Annotated in this window: 19 protein-coding genes; 15 read left to right on the top strand and 4 right to left on the bottom strand. The window is 41.1% G+C overall.

Annotated features, from left to right (window positions below; translation table 11 throughout):
• The first annotated feature begins 39 nt into the window (after positions 1–39).
• Positions 40–492 carry a putative iron-sulfur cluster-binding metallochaperone gene (locus ACP8HI_RS09330; protein ID WP_438350819.1) on the top strand — a complete coding sequence of 151 codons (453 nt, stop codon included), beginning with the start codon at positions 40–42 and terminating at the stop codon, positions 490–492.
• A gap of 199 nt (positions 493–691) precedes the next feature.
• On the opposite strand, the gene ACP8HI_RS09325 is transcribed toward ACP8HI_RS09330, so the two are convergent.
• Positions 692–1,015 (bottom strand): DUF3139 domain-containing protein, encoded by a 324-nt coding sequence (locus ACP8HI_RS09325; protein ID WP_438350818.1) that lies wholly within the window; start codon positions 1,013–1,015, stop codon positions 692–694.
• Between the two features lie 670 nt (positions 1,016–1,685).
• On the opposite strand from ACP8HI_RS09325, the gene ACP8HI_RS09320 reads away from it, so the two are divergent.
• Positions 1,686–2,399 carry a class I SAM-dependent methyltransferase gene (locus tag ACP8HI_RS09320; protein ID WP_438350817.1) on the top strand — a complete coding sequence of 238 codons (714 nt, stop codon included), beginning with the start codon at positions 1,686–1,688 and terminating at the stop codon, positions 2,397–2,399.
• An 81-nt stretch (positions 2,400–2,480) separates the two neighbouring features.
• Here the strand turns inward: ACP8HI_RS09320 and ACP8HI_RS09315 are convergent, their stop codons facing one another.
• The gene (locus ACP8HI_RS09315; protein ID WP_438351760.1) at positions 2,481–3,848 is read right to left on the bottom strand and encodes an aldehyde dehydrogenase; all 1,368 of its coding nucleotides are present in this window, start codon (positions 3,846–3,848) and stop codon (positions 2,481–2,483) included.
• Positions 3,849–3,994: 146 nt separating this feature from the next.
• Here ACP8HI_RS09315 and ACP8HI_RS09310 point away from each other — a divergent pair, with 146 nt between their 5' ends.
• Positions 3,995–5,038: a serine hydrolase domain-containing protein gene (locus ACP8HI_RS09310; RefSeq protein ID WP_438350816.1), complete on the top strand. Its 1,044-nt coding sequence runs from the start codon at positions 3,995–3,997 to the stop codon at positions 5,036–5,038.
• A gap of 81 nt (positions 5,039–5,119) precedes the next feature.
• On the opposite strand, the gene ACP8HI_RS09305 is transcribed toward ACP8HI_RS09310, so the two are convergent.
• Positions 5,120–6,724, bottom strand: coding sequence for a glycoside hydrolase family 43 protein (locus ACP8HI_RS09305; RefSeq protein ID WP_438350815.1), 1,605 nt, complete (start codon positions 6,722–6,724; stop codon positions 5,120–5,122).
• A 174-nt stretch (positions 6,725–6,898) separates the two neighbouring features.
• Here ACP8HI_RS09305 and ACP8HI_RS09300 point away from each other — a divergent pair, with 174 nt between their 5' ends.
• The 7 genes from ACP8HI_RS09300 (at position 6,899) to ACP8HI_RS09270 (ending at position 16,081) form a co-directional block, all read left to right on the top strand.
• Complete coding sequence (locus tag ACP8HI_RS09300; protein ID WP_438350814.1) at positions 6,899–7,780, top strand: helix-turn-helix domain-containing protein; 882 nt, start codon at positions 6,899–6,901, stop codon at positions 7,778–7,780.
• A 176-nt stretch (positions 7,781–7,956) separates the two neighbouring features.
• Positions 7,957–9,792, top strand: a complete 1,836-nt coding sequence (locus tag ACP8HI_RS09295; RefSeq protein ID WP_438350813.1) for a UbiD family decarboxylase — start codon at positions 7,957–7,959, stop codon at positions 9,790–9,792.
• A gap of 186 nt (positions 9,793–9,978) precedes the next feature.
• On the top strand, positions 9,979–11,337 hold the full coding sequence (locus ACP8HI_RS09290) for an extracellular solute-binding protein (RefSeq protein ID WP_438350812.1): 1,359 nt from the start codon (positions 9,979–9,981) through the stop codon (positions 11,335–11,337).
• Between the two features lie 59 nt (positions 11,338–11,396).
• Positions 11,397–13,226, top strand: coding sequence for a cache domain-containing sensor histidine kinase (locus tag ACP8HI_RS09285; protein ID WP_438350811.1), 1,830 nt, complete (start codon positions 11,397–11,399; stop codon positions 13,224–13,226).
• Positions 13,219–14,004, top strand: a complete 786-nt coding sequence (locus ACP8HI_RS09280; RefSeq protein WP_438350810.1) for a response regulator transcription factor — start codon at positions 13,219–13,221, stop codon at positions 14,002–14,004. The genes ACP8HI_RS09285 and ACP8HI_RS09280 overlap by 8 nt, the downstream gene beginning before the upstream one ends.
• Before the next feature lie 41 nt (positions 14,005–14,045).
• Positions 14,046–15,653, top strand: a complete 1,608-nt coding sequence (locus ACP8HI_RS09275) for a glycoside hydrolase family 3 protein (RefSeq protein ID WP_438350809.1) — start codon at positions 14,046–14,048, stop codon at positions 15,651–15,653.
• A 239-nt stretch (positions 15,654–15,892) separates the two neighbouring features.
• Entirely contained in the window at positions 15,893–16,081 is a 189-nt protein-coding gene (locus ACP8HI_RS09270; RefSeq protein ID WP_438350808.1) for a hypothetical protein, read from the top strand.
• Between the two features lie 5 nt (positions 16,082–16,086).
• Here the strand turns inward: ACP8HI_RS09270 and ACP8HI_RS09265 are convergent, their stop codons facing one another.
• Positions 16,087–17,526, bottom strand: a complete 1,440-nt coding sequence (locus tag ACP8HI_RS09265; protein WP_438350807.1) for a PLP-dependent aminotransferase family protein — start codon at positions 17,524–17,526, stop codon at positions 16,087–16,089.
• Positions 17,527–17,689: 163 nt separating this feature from the next.
• Here ACP8HI_RS09265 and ACP8HI_RS09260 point away from each other — a divergent pair, with 163 nt between their 5' ends.
• From ACP8HI_RS09260 to ACP8HI_RS09240, 5 genes are all read left to right on the top strand, one after another.
• Positions 17,690–20,236, top strand: a complete 2,547-nt coding sequence (locus ACP8HI_RS09260) for a hypothetical protein (RefSeq protein WP_438350806.1) — start codon at positions 17,690–17,692, stop codon at positions 20,234–20,236.
• Positions 20,237–20,275: 39 nt separating this feature from the next.
• A complete protein-coding gene (locus tag ACP8HI_RS09255; RefSeq protein ID WP_438350805.1) occupies positions 20,276–20,995 on the top strand; it encodes an ABC transporter ATP-binding protein in 720 nt (239 codons plus the stop codon).
• Positions 20,985–22,358: an ABC transporter permease gene (locus tag ACP8HI_RS09250; RefSeq protein WP_438350804.1), complete on the top strand. Its 1,374-nt coding sequence runs from the start codon at positions 20,985–20,987 to the stop codon at positions 22,356–22,358. The genes ACP8HI_RS09255 and ACP8HI_RS09250 overlap by 11 nt, the downstream gene beginning before the upstream one ends.
• A 29-nt stretch (positions 22,359–22,387) precedes the next feature.
• Complete coding sequence (locus ACP8HI_RS09245; protein ID WP_438350803.1) at positions 22,388–23,473, top strand: efflux RND transporter periplasmic adaptor subunit; 1,086 nt, start codon at positions 22,388–22,390, stop codon at positions 23,471–23,473.
• Between the two features lie 177 nt (positions 23,474–23,650).
• On the top strand, positions 23,651–24,334 hold the full coding sequence (locus tag ACP8HI_RS09240; protein WP_438350802.1) for a response regulator transcription factor: 684 nt from the start codon (positions 23,651–23,653) through the stop codon (positions 24,332–24,334).

Here is a 24,334-nt window from a genome sequence, read left to right as displayed (position 1 = left end):
ATTACATATACTTCGAAACTGTATAAGGAGTGATAAGAAATGGAGAGCTGTTGTCAAACGTCTACTGAGAATAAAGTATCGCTTACTCAATGCCCCGCTTGTCATCAAAAGGGCAAAAGCGTTCAATTGATTACGCTCAAATCATTGCTACAGCCAACAGCGTTAGAAACCATTCATTCTGAATCGTCATACGCATTTTGTTTAAATCCATCTTGTGAAGTGGTCTATTTTAGTAACTTGCAGACCTATGGCAAAGATGCGCTGAAAGTTTCGGTATTTCAGAAAGACGGTTCATTGGATGTGCCTGTTTGCTACTGTTTTGGATGGACGAGAGAACGCTTAATACAAGCAAATCAAGAAAATCAACGTCCAACTGAACATATTCGTGAACAAGTTCAAGCGAATCGCTGTGGTTGTGAGGTAAATAACCCACAGGGAGCCTGTTGTTTGGGTAATGTTACGACGTTCATTCGAAATCTCGACAAGAGTTAGTCTCTTATCAGCTTATTTAGCAACAATACCTACGAAAAGAACTTGTATTTAATTATAATAACGTTAAATTAAAAACCCAGTTGCAGCATAACCTTGCTGTAACTGGGTTTTTATAATAAACACTAGTAGGGCTTTGAGCAGGAGAAAGGATTTGTTGTTTCGTATATTCGTATGGCATAGTGATAGTCCCAAAGAAATATTAGTAATCCTCTTCGTGTTTGTATCGGATATGTCCTACGTCTACACCGTTTAAAGGTGCTCTGCTGTATTGATATATACGGCCATTTTCTTTGCGATAAAAATATCTAGAACGTCGTTCATCGTTAAAAATGACGGTGGTGCTTACGAGAGGCGCCTTACCGACTTGTGTATATATTTTATAGATATCCACCTCTGTATATTCTTTTTCCTCTAATAGATAAGATTTGACCTCTCTATTCATGTTGTTTTTGAATAACTGGAGACCTATGCCAGCTACCATAAGAAAAATAATCATAGTGATCATAACGTCTTTCTTTCCCAAAAGAATACCTCCCAGTCAAGTAGAAACGGCTATGCCGTCCTTTTTCAAAGACGCATCTGTTTCAGCGGAAATATAAGGAATAGAGTATCAAGTGAAACTTATACTTTCTTATATTTTTAAAAATGTGAAAAAACGACTCACCACTGAAATAAGCGCTTGACGATTTAGATAAGATCCGACTGAAGTTGTACTCAACTAAACCATATCGAATATGGTTTAAGCCTGCAACCGTACATCCTTTTTCTGCTTGATCTATCGATTCACTGCAGATTCCTGCGATCATACATCCTTTATCCTGTTAAAGGGACAAACCCTTCTATTTATGATTAAATACCTGCGTGATTGTAGGTATCTTCATGATATCATTGGTTTCGAAAGATAACCCTGCACTTTCGCAGGAATATGACATTCATCTGAACAAGTAGGTAGGATGAGTGTCTTCTTCTGATTCCACGGTCTTAAGCTCCTAATCATAGGGGAGTGGTCAGATGAAGTGGAGAAATACGAAGTAGCGCAGGTGACGGAATTGTCCTGAAGAAGCGGTAGCGTTCGGAAGGACAATCCGTCATCATAGCGACCTTTTACAAAATAAGTATAATGATTTCAGTCCTTTTATTCGATGGGTTTCTTTATTTTTACATTTGCCAATACTTCATAATGAGGTGATGAGATGGATCAAGCGGATTTTGAAGAAGCTCGTAAGGCGGAGGCTATCTACCATAATGAGCTTTACAGTGATCACGAAATCTTCGAATCGGGTACGTGGATGTCCAAGCCCAATCCCATGGTCATGGCGTTGCTGGATCGTTTACTAGAATACAAGGATCAAGTGAATGTTCTGGATCTTGGCTGTGGTGCCGGCCGTAACGCGATTCCGCTTGCAGTACGTCTTAAGGACACGCTAAGTCGAGTAATTGGTATTGATCTATTGGGTGAAGCTGTAGATAAGCTACGTGAGAATGCCGAAAAATATGGCGTACCTGAGGTCATCCAAGTCGAAGAGGGCGATGTCGAGCATACAAGTATAGCAGGTAACTTTTACGATTATATTGTGGCATGTGGCTGCCTAGAGCATGTCAGTTCAGAAGAGGCATTGGTTAAGGTACTAGAACGAATGAAGATAGGTACTGTGATGGGCGGCATTCATTGTATCACGATCAATACGGAGGTATCGGAGGTGGAGCCGGATTCAGGTCGGAAGCGGGAACCGTTAATTGAACTAAATCTATCGAAAAAGAGGGCTACAGCACTTCTTGAGGAAATGTATGCTGACTGGAACATACTTGAGCATAAAACGGTCATTCGTTCGATTGACGAACAAAAATATGATGTACCGACACAATTTCGAAGTCATTGCATATCGTTTGCAGCGCAGAAAGTATAAAGATCGCTAGTTCGTCATAACAATATGTTAAACACGCCGATTGAAAAGATCTAGTCGGCGTGTTTGTTTGCAATGATAAGGTTACTTCAATAATTTTCTTACCCATTTTAGTTTATCACCATAAGGAGGGAAGATGAGCTTGATGTCTAATTTGGTGCTTTTCTTCAGAATGCTTTTAGCGTGGGAGAAGGTATCGAAGCTGTATTTGCCATGATAAGCACCGATCCCAGCATTCCCGACACCTCCAAAAGGAAGATTCGTATTAGCAACATGGGATATTGTATCGTTAACACAGCCACCACCAAAGGAAACTCGGCTCAACACTTCTTTCTCGACAACTCCATGCTCCGTAAATAAATATAAGGATAACGGTTTTGGACGACTATTTATCATATTGATAGCATCATCTAATTCGCGGTACTCCATGATAGGTAAGATTGGACCGAATATTTCATCTTGCATAGCAGCATCTGACCAAGATTCTGTAGTTAGAAGAGTTGGCTCAATATACAGATCTTCCTGAACGGATCTACCTCCAAACACAATATTTCCACGATCCTTATCTAGTATAGAAGTCAAACGATCAAATTGACGGTCATTGACAATTCTTCCATAATCGCTACTTAATTTCGCGTCCTCACCATAGAAATTCGTAATAACTGCTTTCATTTCATTTATCAACGCTTGTTTGATGTCTGCATGCACGAGAACATAATCAGGGGCAATACATGTCTGACCTGTATTCATCAGCTTACCCCAAATAATACGCTTTGCCGCCAACTTAATATTTGCTGTGTGATCCACAATAACCGGACTTTTCCCACCCAGTTCTAACGTTACGGGGATGAGGTTCTTAGCCGCAGCCTGCATGACAATTTTACCAACAGCCACACTTCCTGTGAAAAATATGTAATCAAAAGAGGTATGGATCAGGATAGATGTCGTATCTTTATCACCCTCAATCACCCGAATGTACGACTTATTAAATGTGTCTTCCATCATCTTTTTAATGACAGCAGAGACGGTAGGGGTATTCTCAGATGGCTTCAGTACGACACAATTTCCAGTAGCGATAGCGCCGATCAGTGGTTCAATAAGGAGTTGAAAGGGATAGTTAAACGGCCCAACAATTAATACGGTCCCATAGGGTTCTTTCATAATATAGCTCTTGGACGGGAACTGATGTAGCGGCGTCTTTACTTTCTTGGGTTTCATCCATTTCTTCAAATGCTTCATCGTATGACCAATACTGCTCAAGGCAAAGCCAATTTCCGTTGCATAAGCTTCAAACTCACTCTTCCTCAGATCCTGATATAGCGCGGAAATGATCAGCTTTTCATTGGCTTTAATTGCTTCTTTCAGTTTGCTTAATTGTTGTAGTCGAAATTGAATATCTCGGGTCTGATCACTATGGAAAAACTGATGATGCTCATGCAAATATACCTCCATACGGTCAGTTGTTAGAACCTCCACCTAAAACGCCTCCATATTATATTTACTTATTTACAATTTACATCCATATTTACTTATAGTAAGGTGAATTTAAAAAGGAAGATGAAGAAGTGATGGTATCATTATAGGCGAAAGGAGAACCTATGGAAATCCGTAGAACACAAAAGATTGAAAAAATATTCAATAAAGCCACAAGTTCGAAACAGATCCATGAAGGAGTTTTATTTGTAGAAAACACAGATGGAGATTTCTCATACAGCAGGGGTTACGGTGGTAAGGAATTAGACTCCCCTCTGCTTATGGCGAGCATTACAAAGTTGTTCACAACCACCTGCATTTTCGCTTTACAAGAACAGGGAAAGCTGTCACTTGATGATAAGATCACAAAGTATTTTGACAATACGATGTTAAGTGGGCTTCATGTCTATCGTAGTAAGGAATATTCCTTTGACTTGACTATATCCGATTTGCTGTTTCAGATAAGCGGGTTGCCAGATGTGTTTGAAGAAGGAAATGATAGTGTTAAGAACCGTGCCATTGATGAGGATTTTCACACTCCCTTCGACGAGATGGTGGGGTCGGTAAAGAAGTTAAAGCCTCACTTTTCACCTCGTACCCTGCAGAAATCTTACTATGCTGATATCAATTTTGACATGCTTGGTGAAATCATTGAGAAGGTAACAAATTCAACGTTGGCAGAAGCATATAAGCAATTTATAATTGAACCATTAGAACTGAAAAGAACATATCTACCTGAATGCGAAAATGACTTTGTTCCGAATATCTATTATAGAGATAAAGTAATTTATCGCCCTAAATTTATTATGAGTAGCCGTGCAAGTGGAGGATGTATCACCAGCGCCCGTGAATTGATGATATTTATGAAGGCATTCTTTGGAGGTACGCTGTTTAATAAAGCTATTTTCGATATGCTGCCATTATGTAATAAGCTTCAAGCTTCCATGGGACCTATTTATTATGGTAGCGGATATATGAGGATTCCGTTAAATGGCGTTATCACGCTTTTTACGGGAAAAGGTGAGCTAATGGGACATTCTGGTTCAACAGGTTCGTTTGCTTTTTACTATCCCATCAAAGATTTGTTTTTTGTAGGAGATCTAAACCAGTTGGGAAATGCTTCACTTCCTATTAGACTATCCATAAAACTTGCAGTGATGACGAAATAAATATAGCTCCTCGCCTAAACTTTATATGGACCCAACAAGAAAAGGCTACCGATGATCATCGGTAGCCTTTTCGAACCTGTATTAGTTCTTGTAAGTAAAGTAATCGAAGTCAGCATGAAGGTTCTGGCCCGATGTATCCTGGCACTGCATCCCTACGAAAGCACCCGTAAAGAATCCTCCACCTTGAATATAATCATCCGATAGTTTATATGATTCGAATTGAACAGGAATGGCTGTCCAGTTCATTCCGTCAAAAGAATAATGGTATTGGTACATATTTGTACTCACGTTAACACGTAGATACACGTACTCAACATGATCAGGAATAACAATTTCCTGGCCTTGAAGAGGTTGAGCAAAGGAGAAGTTATCGCATGTCATCAATTCAAGGATTCTTCCTTTGTCTTCATTCCAAGTAATCTGGCAAGATGTCCAGTTCCGAGTATTATAGTAATTTACTAATCCTGCAGATTGTTGGAAAGTAGTAGGGTTGAACGCAACCTTTGTCTCAGCTGTGAAAGTAAAGTCCTGCCAACGTCTAGCTACAAAAGCTTGTGTGAATTTGGAAGTTAATGATTCCTTTCCATATAGACGTAAATGTCCTGGGTTATCTTTCAGAGAGAGGATATGCTCTCCTAATGGAATACGTAAATTTTGAAAGTGTAGATTTAGAACTTCGTCGTCAAAGTCGTCTTTTACTGGGAAATCTCTATCCCATTTCACTTCTGCGATCTTCGGACCTTCAATTTGATCAGAAGGTTGGTTACCTCCTACGACATATGGCCAATCATTGTTCCATTCAAGTCTTTGAATCGCTGTCTCACGGCCTAGTGGACAGAAACCACGAGGATCTAGTAGAGGTTGACCCTCTCTTGGCAATGGTCTTCCTGTTAAATGTACCAAGAACCATTCGTCGGTTTGCGTTTGAACAATCGATGCATGTCCTGCTTTTTGCAGAGCAATACGTGGATGTGCAAAAGAAGAGATCAATGGATTCTCTGGATGTACTTCGTAAGGACCTCTTAAATCCTTCGAACGTGCAATCGTCGCTTGATGCTCATACTTTGTACCACCTTCTGCGGTCAGAAGATAGTAATAACCATTTATTTGGTACAAATGAGGTGCTTCCGTCAGCATGATATCGGTACCTTTAAATATAATCTCTGCCTTACCCACAAGTTTACGCTCAGTAGCACTGTATTCTTGTAAAGCAATACCATAGAAATTATGATGACCGATGCGGTGATCCCAATTCATGTTGACCAAGTATTTCTTTCCGTCTTCATCATGGAATAGGGAGGGATCGAATCCAGAACTATTCAAGTAAATCGGATCTGACCAGTCGCCATCAATGGTATCGCAATTCGCTAAATAATTATGACAATCTTTCCAATGACCCTCGACAACTTTCACATCGGTATAGATAAGCCAGAACTGTCCATCACTATAAGATAATTGTGGTGCCCAGATCCCACCTGAATCCGGATTCCCCATCATATTCAATTGACTCAAACGAGTCAATGGTCTTGAAACTAAACGCCAATTCTTAAGGTCTTTGGAATGATAGATACCAACCCCAGGGAACCATTCGAACGTGGATACCGCAATATAATAATCTTCTCCTACACGACAAATGCTGGGATCGGCATTAAATCCCGTTAAAATCGGATTTTGAATAGTAGTCATAAATTTTCTCCTTTTACCCATCCTAATAACCTCCCACAATATGAGGTTTCGGGTTATAATGACTATATTATATCAATACTGTTACTACGTTCATATATCCATAACAAGCATGAATTTACCCAAATCAATCATAGAAACTTAACGGTAGGAAATACATATATAGGGGGGATCGAAGTGACATACGAGCGAGAACAAAAAGAGTATATGCTACCAGATATGGATTCCACCTTTAAGGTATTTGCCGCGCATTGGCGCACCGTAGAACATAATTGGACATTTCCATGTCATACACATCCGATGTTTGAGGTGAATCTCGTATTATCAGGGACACAAGAGATGATTGTTAATCGAAAGACTTACGTGCAGAAGACTGGTGATCTTCTACTTTTAAATCCGGGAGATATTCATGAGAGCCGGGTGATCGGAGGGGAGGAGATGACGTATTATTGCCTTCATTTTGACGTGGACGAGAGAGCGTTTCGAGAGCTTTTATGTCGAAATACAATATGCTTTCATACGTCAAATAGTGATCTAGCACATGCGATCCGACCTGCACTCGACAAGTTGATTGCATTAACATTAGAGGAGGCTAGCGTGCGCGTGGAAGCTAGGATGAGAGCTTTATCTACTTTATTCGAGCTGTTTGCTGCGGTCAGTGGGCATCTATCCCAACAGGGAAGCGACAGCACATCAGGTTCACGAATGTCGCAAACGGCGTCGAATATAGCCGCGAGATTGGAGCGTACTGTGAATGAAACAGCTGACGGGATCAAGGAGAGAAGTGACACGGAGTCTGTGGCATCCATTGCTAAGGAAATGGGTTATAGCATGTCATCTGTGAACCGGATGTTTAATCATGTTTTCGGTATGTCCCCACGCCAATACTTATCAACGTTAATGTTGAAGAAAGCCAAACTATTACTGATGGAACCAGAACTAACAATAGAATCCATATCCACCAAGTTAGGGTATAAAGATATTGCGCATTTCAGCAGACAGTTCAAACGATGGACGGGAGAATCACCAGGCAAGTTTCGTGACCGTTTCTATAAATAGTTGATCAGCATTCTACAACGAAAAAAGACACTTCTTATATGCTACAATAAGCTCATAAGTGTTGCAGTATATTTGCATAACTATTGGTTTGTTATTTTGTGTTTCAGCAGGCGTTTATAGGATCTTTAATAAAGCTTCAAGCAGAAGCAATGACTATTGAATGGAGCTAAACAATCATGTACCGTAATTTAGAGGATTGCATCATCGATTTAGAGAAGAATGGACATTTAGTCAGGATTAAAGAAGAAGTGGATCCCTACCTTGAAATGGCGGCCATTCATATGAAGGTATATGAGGCTGGCGGTCCTGCATTGTTATTTGAAAATGTAAAAGGTTCGAAGTTTCGGGCGGCATCCAACCTATTTGGCACATTAGAGCGTAGTAAATTTATGTTCCGAGATACTTGGACATCCGTGCAGAACGTTATGGCTCTACGCGATGATCCAATGAAAGCTCTTAAACATCCTTTTAGAAATATTGGAAATGGATTGGCAGCATTAAAAGCCCTTCCTTTGAAGAAATCTGGGAGGAGTCCTGTTACTGCACAAGAAATTCAAATTTCCGACCTTCCCCTCATACAACATTGGCCAATGGATGGAGGAGCTTTCATCACGTTGCCCCAAGTGTATACGGAAGATCCAGAAAAACCAGGGATTATGAATTCCAATCTAGGTATGTATCGCGTACAACTCAATGGTAATGATTATGAATTGAATAAAGACATTGGCATGCATTATCAGATCCACCGAGGTATCGGAATACATCAAGACAAAGCAAACAAACTAGGAATCCCTTTGAAAGTGAGTTGTTTCGTAGGTGGTCCTCCTGCACACACATTGTCAGCGATCATGCCTTTGCCTGAAGGGCTGAGTGAGATGACAGTGGCTGGTCTGCTAGCAGGACGTAATTTTCGCTACAGCTATGTCGATGGCTTCTGTATTAGTAATGATGCTGATTTTGTGATAACTGGAGAAATTCATCCTGGAGAGACGAAGCCGGAGGGTCCGTTTGGTGATCATTTGGGTTACTATAGCCTGACCCATCCTTTTCCTGTTATGAAAGTACATAAAGTGTATGCCAAGCCCAATGCGATATGGCCATTCACCGTTGTGGGTCGTCCGCCACAGGAGGATACTGCATTTGGCGAACTCATTCATGAGTTAACCGGGGATGCGATCAAACAAGAAGTTCCAGGTGTCAAAGAAGTTCACGCGATAGACGCTGCGGGAGTGCACCCATTACTTTTTGCGATTGGGAGTGAACGATATACACCTTACCAGAAAGTTAAACAACCGGCTGAGCTACTCACGATAGCCAATCGTATATTAGGAACAGGTCAATTGAGCTTAGCGAAGTATTTATTTATAACGGCTGAAGAGAATCAACCGTTAGATACGCATCATGAAGTGGATTTTTTGACCTATATTTTGGAACGGATCGATCTGCAGCGAGATATTCACTTTTATACCAACACGACGATCGATACCCTTGATTATTCAGGTACGGGTTTAAATAGTGGCAGTAAAGTAGTCTTCGCAGCTTATGGGGATAAGAAAAGGGATTTGTGTATTGAGGTACCCGACAGCTTGAAAGGAATCCGTGGCTTTGATAATGCACAATTAGTGATGCCGGGGATTGTCGTGATTCAAGGGCCTGCATTTATTGATTATGCTGAAGCACAACAACAGTTACAAGGTTTAACTAATGCTATTCAAGCGCAAGGGCCGATGCCATCTTGTCCGATGATCATTCTGAGTGACGACAGTTCATTCATAAGCGCGTCAATCAAAAATTTCCTGTGGGCAACATTCACACGTAGCAATCCTTCACATGACATTTATGGTGTGAATGGGCATTATGAGAACAAGCATTGGGCTTGTGATAATCTCATCATTGATGCACGGATCAAGCCACATCAAGCACCGCCATTAATACCTGATCCTACTGTAGAGAAGAACATCGAACGTTTATTTGCAAAAGGGGCAAGTTTGGGTGGATTAAAGATTAATTAAACAGGAGGGCATTCTTTGGCCAATGGCTGGAGGATGCCCTCCTTAGTTACAGTCATCCTAAGGTAATGGATAGATCATTAGAGAATAGTATCCCTTGATTAGTAGATTATTGTTCTTTCAAGAAAGGTCTTCGTACTTTAGAATGAAGTGATAGAGGAGTAATAAATTAGGGGAGGGGGGCAAGTAATGAAGACGAAGAAAAGTTTAATGTTATTCATGTCATTTTGTTGTGTAATAACGCTAACTTTATCTGGTTGTGGAAGCGATAACAAGTCTTCAGCAGACGGTAAGACAGAGACTAAACAAGTTGAACCTCTTGAAATGACACTTCGTCATACACAAGTAGGTACGGATAAGCAGAAACGTTTTGCAATTCTCACCGATGTTATTTCAAAGGTTGAAGGCGATGTGGCAGGTCTAAAGTTTAGAATTGACGGAGTAGAGTCGGACGTGAACCGTAAAGAGAAACTTCGCGGTGAAATGGCTGCAGGTAATCCGCCGGATATCTTCGATTTGTTTGGTAGCCCTGATTCCAAAGTTTATGCTAAAGAAGGTAAATTGCTTGATCTTACCCCGATCCTCGAAGAACTCGGGATTAAAGATAAATTTAGCTCCTTGGAACCATTTACGTATGAGGGTAAAATCTATGGACTTCCGATCGGTGGTTCAGGCGAAGGATTCTTCTATAACAAAGGATACTTTAAGGAAAAAGGCTTGGAAATACCTACTACGATGCCTGAATTTGATCAATTACTAGCAACGATCAAAGCAGATGGAAAAGTCCCAATGGCTGGTGCTTCCAAAGGAGGATGGGTTCCTCTGATGCTTGCCAATCACCTGTGGTCCCGTTATGCAGGTACAGATGTAACTTCTAAATTCACTACAGGTGAAGCGAAGTGGAGCGATCCAAATGTCGTTCAAGGGTTTGCTAAGTATAAAGAATGGGTAGACAATGGCTACTTCAAAAAAGGTGAACTCGGATTTGAATATGCTGATTATACAACGCAATTCACAAGTGGTGAGGCCATTCTATTGTATGACGGAACATGGAAATCCTCCGTATTCAAAGTAGGTGAGTCTGGTGAAGGCTTATTTGGTAAAGTGGGCTTCTTCAATCTTCCTCCAGTTGAAAATGGGGTTGGAGACCAAACGTCTCTCATGCGTGACGTGAATAATGGTTATGGCTTCTCATCAAATACAGAGAAAGATCCTCGTAAGATGGAAGCAGTAAAGTCTTTTATCAAAAATTTGTTTAATGAAGAAATGCAACTTCGAGGTTTGGTAGAAGATGGGGTACTACCTGCTATGAAGATTGATGCGGATGTTCTTTCAGCAAGTATAACGGATGATTTAATGATACAAATTGTAGACGTGCTGAATGCATCTGCAACTTCATTCCCTGCATTCGACTCTCTAGTACAAGCCGATGTCACTGGTGAAATCAGTAACATCCAAATTCAGAAGTTGATCGGTCAACAAACCACTCCCGAGCAAATGGGAGCAGAACTACAAAAGGTTCAAGAAGAGGCTAACGCATCTGAATAATGATGAATTGACATCTCCTGTAAAGGGATAAACCTCCTACAGAATGGAAGAATTAGCGTATGAATTTACGTGTCAAACTTTTACTAGCATTTGTGATACTCATTATCGTTCCTTTGTGTATCTTGGGTGTCGTCACCTTTATGGTTACTTCTAACTCAATAGAAGAGAAGTATAGCCGCCAGACTGAATATTCACTTAAAGCGGTCAGTTACAGTATTTCAAGCGTCTTTAAACAGATGGATAATGTGACTGACAGTGGCATTGGTACTTCTGTTTTTCATATGGCATTAAGTGAGAAAGACCCAAGCAAACAGGATTTGAGCGCTACCGAACAATTAGATTTGAATGCAAGTCAGCGTAGCTTCCGGAATTTACTGTATAACCATCCATCCATGAGCTATGCCTTCCTTTATAATTTACATGGGGATAATAGTACCGTTTCTATTTTTACCAAAGAGAATTTCAATGCTATGAAATTTGATGAATTCAAGAAGCAACCTCTATTCCAGGAAGTTATGGATCTAAATGCTGTCCCGAAATGGATTGCACCACATGAGTATCCGGAAATTACGGGACCTGATCCTGTATTTACACAGATTAGACTCATCAAGGAGTTAAGTACGTTTAAGAACATAGGTATCCTTGTTGTGCAAATAAAGAGTTGGGATATTGAATCGATCTTTCGTAATCTGTCCTTAGACCAAACGAGTGGTTCCACGCATTTCATGTTAGTCAATGATGACGGGCTAATTTTATTCGATCCGATGCAGTCGTTAGATGGTCAAAAAGTTCAGTCTCTCATGGACTATCCCGTACAATTTAAAGAAGGCTATCAAAGTTTTAAAGCTTCCTTTAATAGTCACAATAGTATCGTTTCCATGTACCACCTCAAGGAATACCCTTGGAGTATCGTTTCTGTCACTTCTTGGGATTCATTGTCCGAGGAAACGAAGGTTTTCGCCCAATGGTTTATAGGTATCACTTTATTGTGTCTTTTCGGTGCACTCACGTTTAATGTCGTGTTTATGAATCGGATAACGGGTTCTATTGCCATGATTGTCCGGTTTATGCGCAGGGTAGAGGGTGGCGATTTCAAAGTACGTGTTGATGATAAAGGTAATGATGAACTGCATGTTCTTTCCAAAGGTTTTAATGATCTTGTAGATAAAATCAACCTTCTATTTACACAGGTTAAGAAGGAACAGAAACAGAAGAACCAGGCAGAACTACGTGTTCTGCAAGCTCAAATCAAACCTCACTTTCTATTTAATACGCTTGAATCTATCAATGTTCTAGCGATGCAGAATGAGGGAGCCAAAGTCAGTGAAATGGTTTATCGCTTGGGCAACATACTTAGAATCAGCATCGAGAGTAATGAAGTGATTCCTTTAGAGAAAGAAATTGATCATTTGCGAAGCTATTTAGAAATTCAAAAATTCCGCTTCGAGGATATTTTTGATTATGAAATAGATGTTCCCAATGAACTTTTAAAAAGAAGTATACTGAAATTAACGCTTCAACCATTAGTAGAAAACAGCATTCAGCATGGCTTTGAAGGCATTACCTATAAAGGTATCATTCGCATTAGCTGCTGGAGTGAACAAGGGAAAATGATTTTGCAAATTGAGGATAATGGAATTGGGATAGGACCTGAACAGCTTCTTGCCTTTGAATATATGCGATCTGATCAGAATGACGATCATGAAGTGGTAAGTAATCGAAACTCGGTTAATCATGAACGCAGAGGACTCGGTGTGAGAAGTGTTGCAGATCGAATTAGAATTCATTACGGTGATTTTTATGGATTATTTATTTGTTCTTCAAACACGACGGGTACAATCATTCGATGTATTATACCAGATGATGAGTGGGGGGATTTTGATGCTTAAAGTACTGCTAGTGGATGATGAAGCTCCAATTCTGAATAACTTGAAGAAGGTCATTCCTTGGGAAGAGTTAGGTATGGAAGTCATGGGCCTTGCCCGGAGCGGGCAGGAAGCATTGGCTCTCTATGAGCAGCAAATTCCTGATATCGTCTTGAGCGATATTCGTATGCCTGTTATGGATGGTCTATCTTTTATTGCAGAGTTGAGAAGAAGGGGCTGTACGGCAGAGGTACTGCTTCTTACTGGATATCAGGAGTTTGAATATGCAAGACTTGCCATTAAATATAAAGTGCGTGATTATATCTGTAAGCCCATACATTACAAGGAATTGGAAAATACGCTTCGTCTTATTGGTAAGCAACTGATCCGAAGTCGGAAGTTAGATCCGCTCCAATTCGTGGCCACTCAGATGCAGACGCAAGACATAACTGAGCAATCCAAGAAATCTCCGCATCAACTGATGGAAGAAGCCGTTTCTTATATTATGGGTCGGTTGGATAAAGATTTAGGCATTGATGAACTTGCTGGACATTTGGGAATCAGCTGTAGCTATTTCAGCCTACTATTCAAAAACCACTTGGGCATCACATTCGTTGAGTATTTAACGAATCAGCGAATTGAAGCTGCGAAATATTTATTAACACATAGTGATAAAAGTGTTTCTCAGATAGGAATAAGTATCGGTTATCAAGAAAGACGGTATTTCACGAAAGTATTCCAGCGTTCTACGGGCATGACTCCTTCAGAATTTCGTGAACAAGTGAAGGATCTTGTTAGATAATTTAGTTCCACACAATTCAAGATAAAGGTGCGTGACCATGAATGAAAGTGTCAAATCTTACTTTAGAGCAAAAAATCGGTCAAATGTTTATTTGTGGATTTCATGATTTAGTTCCAAACGATCATATTAAACAGCTAATTGAGGAATATCATATTGGTGGTGTTATTTATTTCCGTCGAAATATCGATGAGTTGGAGCAAGTAGCTAAACTATCCTCTTCGCTACAGGTGATCGCTAAGGATAGTCAGAACTTGCCCCTATGGATTTCCATTGATCAAGAAGGCGGAATGGTTACACGTATTGACCATAAGCAAATGAGCCGTGTACCGGGAAATATGGCGTTAGGTGCAACAGCTAATCCGGAATATAGCTACAAAGTATCTACCATTAGTGCTGAGGAAATGATTGCTCTAGGTCTTAATGTGAACTTTGCGCCTTGCCTAGATGTAAATAATAATGCACGGAATCCGGTTATTGGCGTTCGCTCATTCGGTGAGAATGCAGACCATGTCGCTGAGCATGGTGCGGCAGTCATTAAAGCATTTCAAGACAACAATCTTTCGGCAGCAGCTAAACACTTCCCAGGACATGGAGATACGAGCGTCGATTCACATTTGGGGCTATCAGAAGTTGCACATGATAGAAGTCGTCTGGATGCCATTGAACTGAAGCCGTTCGTAAGAGCCATTGAAGAAGGTGTAGATATGATCATGACTGCACATGTTATATTCCCAGCGATTGAATCAAAGCCTATCCCGGCGACATTGTCTCGTGCTGTACTGACTGGCTTACTACGTGAGGAATTGGGATTTGAGGGTATCATCGTTACTGACTGTCTAGAAATGTATGCCATTGCAAAATCATTTGGAATTGCTGAAGGTGCTATTCAAGCGATAGAGGCAGGTGCAGATTGCGTGCTCGTAAGCCATACGTTAAGTGATCAGATTAGTGCGATTGAGGCAGTCACAGCCGCAGTGCTTAGTGGCAGAGTTTCCGAAAGTGTCATTGATACTGCGGTTGAGCGCATATTGAACTTGAAAGGGAAACGCTTGGAAGCTTTAGCAATGGTTGATTCCCCTGCGTTCTGGGATAAAGATAGAAATCCAGAAATTGACGATTTACTGAAAGAAGTAGCTTGCAAGAGTATTACCCTCGTCAAAGACGAAGGTCAGCTTCCATTGAATACAAATGAAGCCGTTCTTGTTATCTGGCCAGAGGTACGACAAGAGACACAAGTGGATGAACCATGGACGGATGTTGCAACGCTAGGACAGACGCTTTCACAGTACATGGGGCACGTAGAGGAAATCCGGATTAGTGCAGAGCCATCACAGGAGGAGATTAACAAAGTCGTTCAAGCAGCGGAGTCTGTCGATCAGGTGGTCATCGTAACGTACACATCTGGAAGTGACTTGCCAGAAGGTCAGCGTCTGATTGCAGAACAATTGATGAAGCAATCGCATGGACACTTGATCGTGGCATCTACACGCAATCCATATGATCTGAATGATATCCCTAATATTCCAGCGTATCTATGTTGCTACGAGAACACACCATACTTTATGGAAGCTCTAGCTAGCATTCTGGTAGGACAGAGTACGGCAGAGGGGACTCTTCCAGTTCGTTTGAATGAGAGTCTTCATGCATAGTAGTAGAGCTTATGTAGAATTGTAATAAAATACAATCCAAGAGGTGGACACTTTGAATAAGTTGTCTACCTTCTGGATTGTTTGCGTTAATAATGACGTGTATCCTTATCCCTACCAATTGGATGGTATCATTTATAACCAATTGGTAGGTTACAGAATCCAAATTACCCTATATGATCAATATCAGATTTACTGTTTATCTAAAGAGAGAACAAGATGGAATCAGGGGGGCTTGAATATTGTTATACATCATTGTTATTTTGGTGGCTGTCATCGGAGGCATAGCAACATTTCTAGTCGGGATGTCTAATGAGAATAAAACATCTAATCCGAATTATGACAAAAGAACAAAAGGAAACATCTCTAAGCTAGTTATTTTTTATATCATCGCAATTCTTATTTTTGTATTCATTTGGATCATGGTTTAGTAGAGTTAAGGATGAACAAGTGAACGAAGAGCATCTGCAAATTTTGCTATGCCAGTTACAATTTCATCCTCTTTCGCTCTTGCAAATGTAAACCTTACATACTCCGAATCAGAACCATAAACGCTTCCTGGTACATAAATGACACCCCTTCGGATGCATTCCTCTAATAATCGGCTTTCATGAACTTCCGGCTTGATCTTGCACCATAAATGCAAGCCACCTTGGGGAATATCAAAGCTAACCATATCACCCAGTTCGTCACGTAGAGACTTAACAATCAGATCTCTTTTATATTGAAGACGCATGCGCAATCGCTCTAAATGAGGTTGGAACAAAGGGGAATTCAGAAACTGGGCAGCCACACGCTGTGGTACAACACTGAGTCCATAATCCATCTGTTGCCTGGCATCGGCCAGTCTTTCAATGACCGAATGCGGAGCAACCATCCAGCCAACTCGAAGACCAGAAGCAGCAATTTTAGAAAAAGAACCGATATACAACACTGAGCCCAGCGTATCCATAGATTTAATGGGTGGTATTGGCGAACCATTATACGCGGTTAGGCTAAACGGATCATCTTCCACAATAGGAAGACCCAGCTCGCTGGTTACGTTTAGAAGCTGAATGCGTCGTTCTGGAGAAAGGACTACCCCTGTAGGATTTTGATGATTAGGATTGATAAACACCATTTTGATTCGGTGCTTTTTATATAAAGTACGTACATCTTCAGGGTTAATCCCTTGAGAATCAACAGGGAGACGAAATAGACGTATACCCGCGGACTGAAACATCGGCAAAGAGTAATAATACGAAGGATCTTCAATGGCGACCGCGTCACCCGGGGCCAGTAAACATTGGGTAATTAAATAAAGTGACTGTTGAGAACCGGATGTAATCAAAATAGATGATTCCGTCGTGGCAATATTGCGATACGTACTCAAATATGTAACTAAAGATTGCCGCAATGGAAGGAATCCTTGTGGATTATCGTAGCCGAGATACTCTGTATAGTAATCCTGACCTATGAGCTGGTTAATTTCAGCTACAGGAGAAATATCAGCACCTAATTCCCCGCTGGCAAAATCCACTAAGGATGGGTTCTGTTCGAGAGCTCCACGGATTCTGCGCAGGAAGGGGAGATTAGGTAAGAAGTGTCCTCCTTCCACATACCTGTGCCAATTGGGCGTATGCTTCGGGGTGAGTCCCCATTTATGTTTGCTCACCCGGGTTCCACTACCGGAGCGGCTTTCAATAATCCCTAGTGCCCGTAGTTCTGCATACGCTAGAATGACCGTACTTCGATTTACGCCTAACTTCTCCGCCAACTTTCGTTCGGAAGGAAGAAGACTGTCCGGTGGAAATTCACCGAATGAAATTCTTTGCTCCAAGTGATCAGCAATTTGCTGGTAGAGAGGCTGCTCACTTAAGCGATCAATATTCCACAATTAATCCACCTACGTTTTCGTTGAGAGTAAAGGTTATTTAACTTAATAAAACACAATGTTTTTATCATAACATGCAATTGGCATATATAGTTACAACTTAGATACTATTCTCTTTACATATACTATTATACTAAACCTAGTAAATTACTTTGGAGGTAAATCAATGAAAAAGCTTAGAAATACATATAGCGTTGTGCTAGTAGGCTCCCTTATCATTTCACAGATGTCCGGATACACGGCATCTGCTGCTTCTGGGGTCTCCGGCTATCCCAGTCCGGCAATTGCGGCTGTGACAGCTAGTCCAATTAGCAACTTGGGCTCGATTCAACTAGGTTCCAAGTTCCAAGCTACACTCGAGGATGTCAATATATGGCCACAAGCGGGGGGAAACATTCTGACCTACACGCTTAACTATACTAACGGAAGTAATAGTAATGCGAATCTGCTCCATTATTTCTCAAGAGTTATAACCCCCGCTGGATCCGTTATTCCAGGCAATCCGATTACCGGAGATGTGCTCAAGAAGAAGGTGGTTCCCAAAGGGAATCTACGCGTAACGTACTATGTCAATATCGGCACGACGAATTCACTCAAAGGCTTGAAAATCCCAATGTATGTCTGGGACGCCAAAGTCAAAGGTTATCTGAGACAGGTGGGTACCTTTAAGTTACCAGCTAATTATTCCCCAACAGTTGCCATTGGTAAGAGTCTAAATACCACGATGAATGATATTCCCGTTACAGCGTACACTGAGTCGTTGCAACTCTATGAATATAGCGGAAAAGTATATGCTAAGGTTGGCGTTAGTCTGACCAATAAAGGTGATAAAGTACTTGGAGATCCAGGATATAAGGTATATCTGGTGTCAGCAGGAGGTACTTCATTTGAATTGGCGTTGGATAGCTCTCAAGTAGACTACAAGATTCAGCCTCAGGAGAAAAAGGTGGTCTACTATATGACAGAGATCCCCGGCTATCTAAATACTAATAATATGAAGCTACAATTTGTTCAAAAGGATGAGACATTGAAGCTTGATCTTCCAAAGTCCTCTTATAACCTGCCCGTGGCAACGACTCCTGATTTAATCGTTGAGAAGGATGTTGTCAAAAAAATCATGATCAACAACAATATGATCGAAACGCAATTGAACAATGCAACAGTATTTAAAGAAGATAATAAGGGCATGTGGTCTTTCCAGCTCCGATTGAAAAATACCGGCAATAAGGCAGTGAAAATGCCTTCTTATGAACTTGCTGTGAAATCCCCGAAAGGGAAGTCCTTTCCAGTCAATGCCAAAGATTTAAACGGAATTATTATAAATCCGTTGGAAGAAAAGATCATCCAGTTCACGGCACAGGTACCGCTTGAGGTGGAGCAAGATAAGTTGCAACTTCAAATGATTGAGACCGTGAGTGCAGACACAATAAGCCCAACAGCTGAAAGTGCGGGAGTCAAAACTAAACTAAATTTGCCTGTTGCTTATTATAATATCCCTTATATTCTTCGTACCAATACTCTCACAGGATTTGAGTACAACGCTACGAATTCATATGGCTCTTTCGCTTATAATCTCCTGTCTCTTCAGCGTTTCCCTTGGATGGAAGATGATATTGTTGTAGCTAAATTACGTATTACTAACACACAATTAGTGACACTTTCCCTCCCTGAATTGAAGGGGGCATTAAAGGTGGATTATGACGACTTGATGTCTTCAACGGAGCTGTTTATGGATAAGCAATCTGTTGTGTTAGCACCGGGCAAATCTGTGGATATTAATGTCCTTGCTAAAGTTCCTTACACAACGGATTTCAATAATATGCAAGTCAGCCTATATTCTACAGTAGATAAGGAGTCCATTCCGTTTCTTACACTGAGCACGAATAGCACAATGGATGCTGTCAACACCATTCAGCGTGGAGGGAACTTTAGGATTACTGATAAAGGCAAGAACGCAACCATTCAGGAGAAAAAGACCGTCGTTTATCAAGGAATTAGCTCAAATATCGTATCTACGGAATTACTCATAAGCAATGAAGAGAGTAGACAAAGCAAGATGGTACGGCTTCAAGCGTATTATAAAACGGCAAATGGCGAGTTTTATGAAGCTACTTCCAATCAACCTGAAGCTGCAGTTAGTCCTGGTGGCAAACAATTAATTACTTTCTGGTCGAAGCTTCCTAAGTCGGTGAAGACCTCTGATCTCTCGCTTTATATGGGTTCTGGCATTACAGGTAACAAGTTAAGTGAACCGGGTCAAGAAGCAACTGGCTTTATCAACATAGCTTCTCTAGCACTTAATTCATATACACCATCGACCAATTTGGCAGAAGTTACTCTCTATCCGTATACCTTATCTATTCAAAGTTCCAACGGTAGGCTTAAAGAAGGTAGTGAAAGTATAAGTATTGATGTGAACTATAATCTGTTCAGAGATGGCAGCTACGATACGGGAACCTTCAACCACAAACTTATGCTCAAAATGACGGACCCTTACGGCCAGTCGCAAGAGAAAGCCCTAGCCCTTGGTACAGATCTAACAGAAGGAAATAATAATACGTTTACTTTGTCCTTCAGTAATGATCGATATAAGTCTCTGAACGGTGGTACTTACAGATTAACGTTATATGATGAATTTCAAGGTGAGCGGATCGAATTGGCTAGCCAAGAATACTCGTTAACTTATGAACAACTACCTGAAATGGAGCAATAGAACTTCATCATATTATAGTAAAAGCGAGGAGCAGTACCCATGTTGCGAGTCGAAAATATTACACACTCATTTAAGAACGGTAATGAATGGACGCCGGTGCTTCATAACATTAACTTTGAAGTGAAGCAGGGAGAGATGGTGGCCCTGCTGGGTAGCTCCGGCTCCGGTAAATCCACGCTACTGAATCTGATGGCTGGCTTAATGAAACCAACAGAAGGCGAAATTCACATTGCCGATCACAATATCGTTAAGATGAGTGAGAACAAGCTTTCTATGTTTCGGAGAAAGCATATAGGGTTTATCTTTCAAGCCTATGAGCTAATCACTAGTCTGACTGTCCGAGAGAATGTGGAATTGCCACTGGTGTTCCAATCTGTTTCTCCGTCCATACGCAAGCAGAAATCTCTCGCATTGCTGGAGAGGGTGGGTATCCCAGACAAAGCTGATCTATTTCCTTCACAATTGTCGGGCGGACAGCAGCAGCGTGTCAGTATCGCACGTTCCCTGATTACAGAGCCGTCCGTCATCTTCGCAGATGAACCTACTGGTAATTTGGATTCAAAGACAGAAGAAGAGATCATTGACATATTGCTTCAATTGAATAAGACAATGAACACTACTTTTATTATTGTAACGCATGAAATGGATGTTGCAGAGCAAATGCAACGCATTTTTGCACTTCGTGACGGTTATTTAGTAAACGAAAAGGGTGCTTCTGTAGAAATGCAAACCCAGGGGGTGACAAGCATTGAGGATTAGTGATATTTCACGCTTGGCTTGGGATCAGGTCAGACGCCGGAAGGTTGTCACAGGTCTGTGCATGGCTGGCATATCCATTGGCTGTGCGGCAATCATTGTTGCCTTAAGCCTTGGTGAATCCGCGCAGAGTTATTCAGAGAAAACAATGAACCAATATTTAAAAATGGACGAAATCACAGTGATGCCCAATAGCGGAATGCCTTCACATGGGGCTAATGGCGGAGGCGGGGCAGGTGAGGGAAACGAAATGCTGGACCCTGGGAAGCTGACCCGTCAGAAGCTAGAAATAATCCAAGGACTGAACCATGTGGAAGCAGCTACTCCTTTTCAAGAAATAGGATATATGCAGATGTACACCATCGATAACAGAAAAGCCTATGTCCAGGTCATCGGAACGGATCTCCGTCTGCTGGAGAAATATGATAAGACCTTTAAGCAAGGGGGAGGATCTCATTTACCCGGAATGGCAGTCCTCAACTATGGTGCCACATTGGGTTTGATCGATGATGAGACCCAAAAGAAGATGAACGATGCATTCGCAAATGATCCCTTCAATTTCGAACTAAGGGAGCAGTATGAACGCCTAAACATGCTGCCATCGGAAATGTATCAGCAACAAATTCAACTACAAATGCAAATGGAGTATTCCACGTTGAATAGCTCACCGCTACGAGTCAATGGCATTCTTAACAAAGCTTCTGGATCAAATGATCAGATGGAAAGCTGGAACAAGATTATCTATGTGTCACTTGAAACCGCTGAGCGGCTGGCCGAAGAATTGAATCTCAACAATGGAGCCTCTGGACAAGCAGGAGTCTATAACTCTGTTATTGTGAAGGTGGATAGCACAGATAATATTGTGCAGCTGGAGCAACTTATACAGAAGCTGACATTAAATACGAGCACCAATTTATATCAACAAGAGATGTTGGCGGAACAATTCGATATGGTCAAAAAAGCAGCTTTGGGTGTTGGGGTATTTATTCTAATCATAGCTTCGATTTCCATCATCGTTGCGATGACCATGTCTACACATCAGCGACGACGCCAGATCGGCATTATGAAGGTGCTGGGAGCTAATATGGGGCAAATCCGGAATATGTTTATTACAGAGGCTGCTTTGCTCGGATTGCTGGGTGGGATTTTGGGTGTACTGATATCCTACCTCATTGTATTTGGCATTAATCAACTCATTGGCACATCAGCAGGACCAGATCCAAGTGCTGGCATTATTATATTTATTCCGATCATGACGCTCCCAGTGGGTATATCTTTTGCTATAATGACGGGAGTATTATCAGGAATTTATCCGGCAATTAGTGCATCCAGAACCGATGCGCTGACGGCAATTAAGCGAGATTAGCAATTTCAAGTTGAGAGGAAGCCGAAGTGATGAAGAGAACCATAAAGTGGATCATAATCGTATTGATCGTTTTAGGGATTGGTTTTACTGTGTTTTTCAAAATGAATAAATCAAATGAGCAGATGGAACCGATGGATATTCCACAAGCCATTCCCTTTGAAGTGATCCAAGAAACGATAACCAATTCCGTACAGGTAAAAGGGAAGTCAAAGTATGAGCAGGAAACGCTCGTATACGCCCCATTTGCTTCCAAGGTAACGGAATGGAAAGTTGAAAATGGAGGTCAGGTAAAAGAAGGGGATGTGCTGTATATACTCGATCAATCGACACTAAAGAATGAAATTGCATTGCAAGAAGCAACGAACCGCAAAGCGAAGCTGGAAGCCGAGCTGAATGAATTCGTAAGCCAACAAGAAAATGAGGATACAGTTCTTGGAGCGACAGAAGCGGAACGTTTAAAAGCACTTGCAGCCCAAGAGACAGGGCGGTTAAGTGATGAGCTGAATAAACTGAACGCCGATATCCAGAAGCAGGAGCTTGCAGAGAAGAAAACCAAGCTGAAAACAGCGGTCTATAAAGCCCCGGCAACCGGTATTTTCCTTTATGACAGCACGAGTGAGCGACCGCAATCTGTTACAGATAACCAATATATTGGTAAAATTGTAGATATGAACAAGCTTGAATTCATTGCACTTGTGGGGGAACAGGATATTTTCCGTATTAAAGAAGGTATGAAGGTTATTGTGAAGCTGACTGCATTGAAAGAATTACAGCTATCTGGAGAGGTAACCAAGGTATCTAAATTTGCTGTGACCGCTGCAGGCGAGAACAACACGAACCAAGTGCCTCAATTTGAAGTAGTCATCTCATTACAGCCCGACGAGCATTTGATTGGCGGGCTCAGTCTGAATGGTGAGATTGAGACCGTCCGCAAAGAGAAGGCCACCGTTGTATCAAGTATTGCAGTTATACACGAGGGAGATATCTCCTATGTTATGTTGGACATGGGCAATGGACAATATGAGCGAAGAGATATTGAGGTTGGAATGGAAACTGCTGACAAGACAGAGATACTCTCGGGACTTAATGTTGGAGATACGGTTGTGCTTCAGTAAGCATTATTACATTAAACTAGGTTCCTTGCCATATTAACTAATCAAAATTACCAAATAAGAAGAATCTGCATTTATTGCGGGTTCTTCTTTGTTCGATAAGTACAAGTCACATGATATGATACAATTAATTAATATCATTAGTTTCGTCGAAGTAAAATAAAGTTAGGATGATTATCAATGAAAATTTTGCTTGTGGAAGACGATAAAACGATCGCTTCTGGACTTGAATATTCGCTACAACAAGATCAATACCTCACGGTTCTTTGCTATGATGTTGCATCTGCCAAAAAGGTGTTAGCAGAACAGTTAGATGAATTCACTTTATGTTTATTTGATTTATCACTTCCGGATGGTAGTGGCTATGAACTCTGTAAAATAGTGAAGGAGCGAAGTGATATTCCGGTCATTTTCCTAACGGCGATTGATGATGAGGTCAATGTTGTCATGGGGCTAGACATGGGAGCAGACGATTATATTACAAAGCCCTTTCGTATTCGAGAACTCCTCTCGCGAATCAAATCAGTCTTGCGGCGATATCATAATCAGACTCAGACGAAATCGATCATTGAAATAGACAATGTCAGAATTAATACTTTGGAAGGAAAGGTGTTCAAGAATGGGAATGAGGTTCCATTGACTGCCTTGGAGTATCGTTTATTACTAATCTTTGCTAATCATATTGGACAAGTTCTTTCAAGAAGTCAGCTACTAGAGCGGATTTGGGATGTAGCAGGGGACTTCGTGAATGACAATACATTAACTGTTTACATAAAAAGATTACGGGAAAAGTTAGAGGACCATCCACAAGATCCAACGATTATTAAAACAGTGCGTGGTTTAGGTTATAAGGTAGGTGATTAG

It is taken from the genome of Paenibacillus sp. FA6, assembly GCF_051550225.1.
Classification (GTDB): Bacteria; Bacillota; Bacilli; order Paenibacillales; family Paenibacillaceae; genus Paenibacillus_AQ.
Note: the sequence above shows the minus strand (reverse complement) of the source record. Positions and strands in the feature narration are given on the sequence as shown.

What these genes read in the sequence shown, in the direction of transcription:
- ACP8HI_RS09255 (WP_438350805.1), top strand. Translation starts at nt 20,276, where the DNA reads ATGTTGCGAGTCGAAAATATTACACACTCATTTAAGAACGGTAATGAA.
- ACP8HI_RS09280 (WP_438350810.1), top strand. Translation starts at nt 13,219, where the DNA reads ATGCTTAAAGTACTGCTAGTGGATGATGAAGCTCCAATTCTGAATAAC.
- ACP8HI_RS09245 (WP_438350803.1), top strand. Translation starts at nt 22,388, where the DNA reads ATGAAGAGAACCATAAAGTGGATCATAATCGTATTGATCGTTTTAGGG.
- ACP8HI_RS09320 (WP_438350817.1), top strand. Translation starts at nt 1,686, where the DNA reads ATGGATCAAGCGGATTTTGAAGAAGCTCGTAAGGCGGAGGCTATCTAC.
- ACP8HI_RS09260 (WP_438350806.1), top strand. Translation starts at nt 17,690, where the DNA reads ATGAAAAAGCTTAGAAATACATATAGCGTTGTGCTAGTAGGCTCCCTT.
- ACP8HI_RS09310 (WP_438350816.1), top strand. Translation starts at nt 3,995, where the DNA reads ATGGAAATCCGTAGAACACAAAAGATTGAAAAAATATTCAATAAAGCC.
- ACP8HI_RS09330 (WP_438350819.1), top strand. Translation starts at nt 40, where the DNA reads ATGGAGAGCTGTTGTCAAACGTCTACTGAGAATAAAGTATCGCTTACT.
- ACP8HI_RS09290 (WP_438350812.1), top strand. Translation starts at nt 9,979, where the DNA reads ATGAAGACGAAGAAAAGTTTAATGTTATTCATGTCATTTTGTTGTGTA.
- ACP8HI_RS09240 (WP_438350802.1), top strand. Translation starts at nt 23,651, where the DNA reads ATGAAAATTTTGCTTGTGGAAGACGATAAAACGATCGCTTCTGGACTT.
- ACP8HI_RS09295 (WP_438350813.1), top strand. Translation starts at nt 7,957, where the DNA reads ATGTACCGTAATTTAGAGGATTGCATCATCGATTTAGAGAAGAATGGA.
- ACP8HI_RS09305 (WP_438350815.1), bottom strand. Translation starts at nt 6,724, where the DNA reads ATGACTACTATTCAAAATCCGATTTTAACGGGATTTAATGCCGATCCC.
- ACP8HI_RS09315 (WP_438351760.1), bottom strand. Translation starts at nt 3,848, where the DNA reads ATGGAGGTATATTTGCATGAGCATCATCAGTTTTTCCATAGTGATCAG.
- ACP8HI_RS09275 (WP_438350809.1), top strand. Translation starts at nt 14,046, where the DNA reads ATGAAAGTGTCAAATCTTACTTTAGAGCAAAAAATCGGTCAAATGTTT.
- ACP8HI_RS09285 (WP_438350811.1), top strand. Translation starts at nt 11,397, where the DNA reads ATGAATTTACGTGTCAAACTTTTACTAGCATTTGTGATACTCATTATC.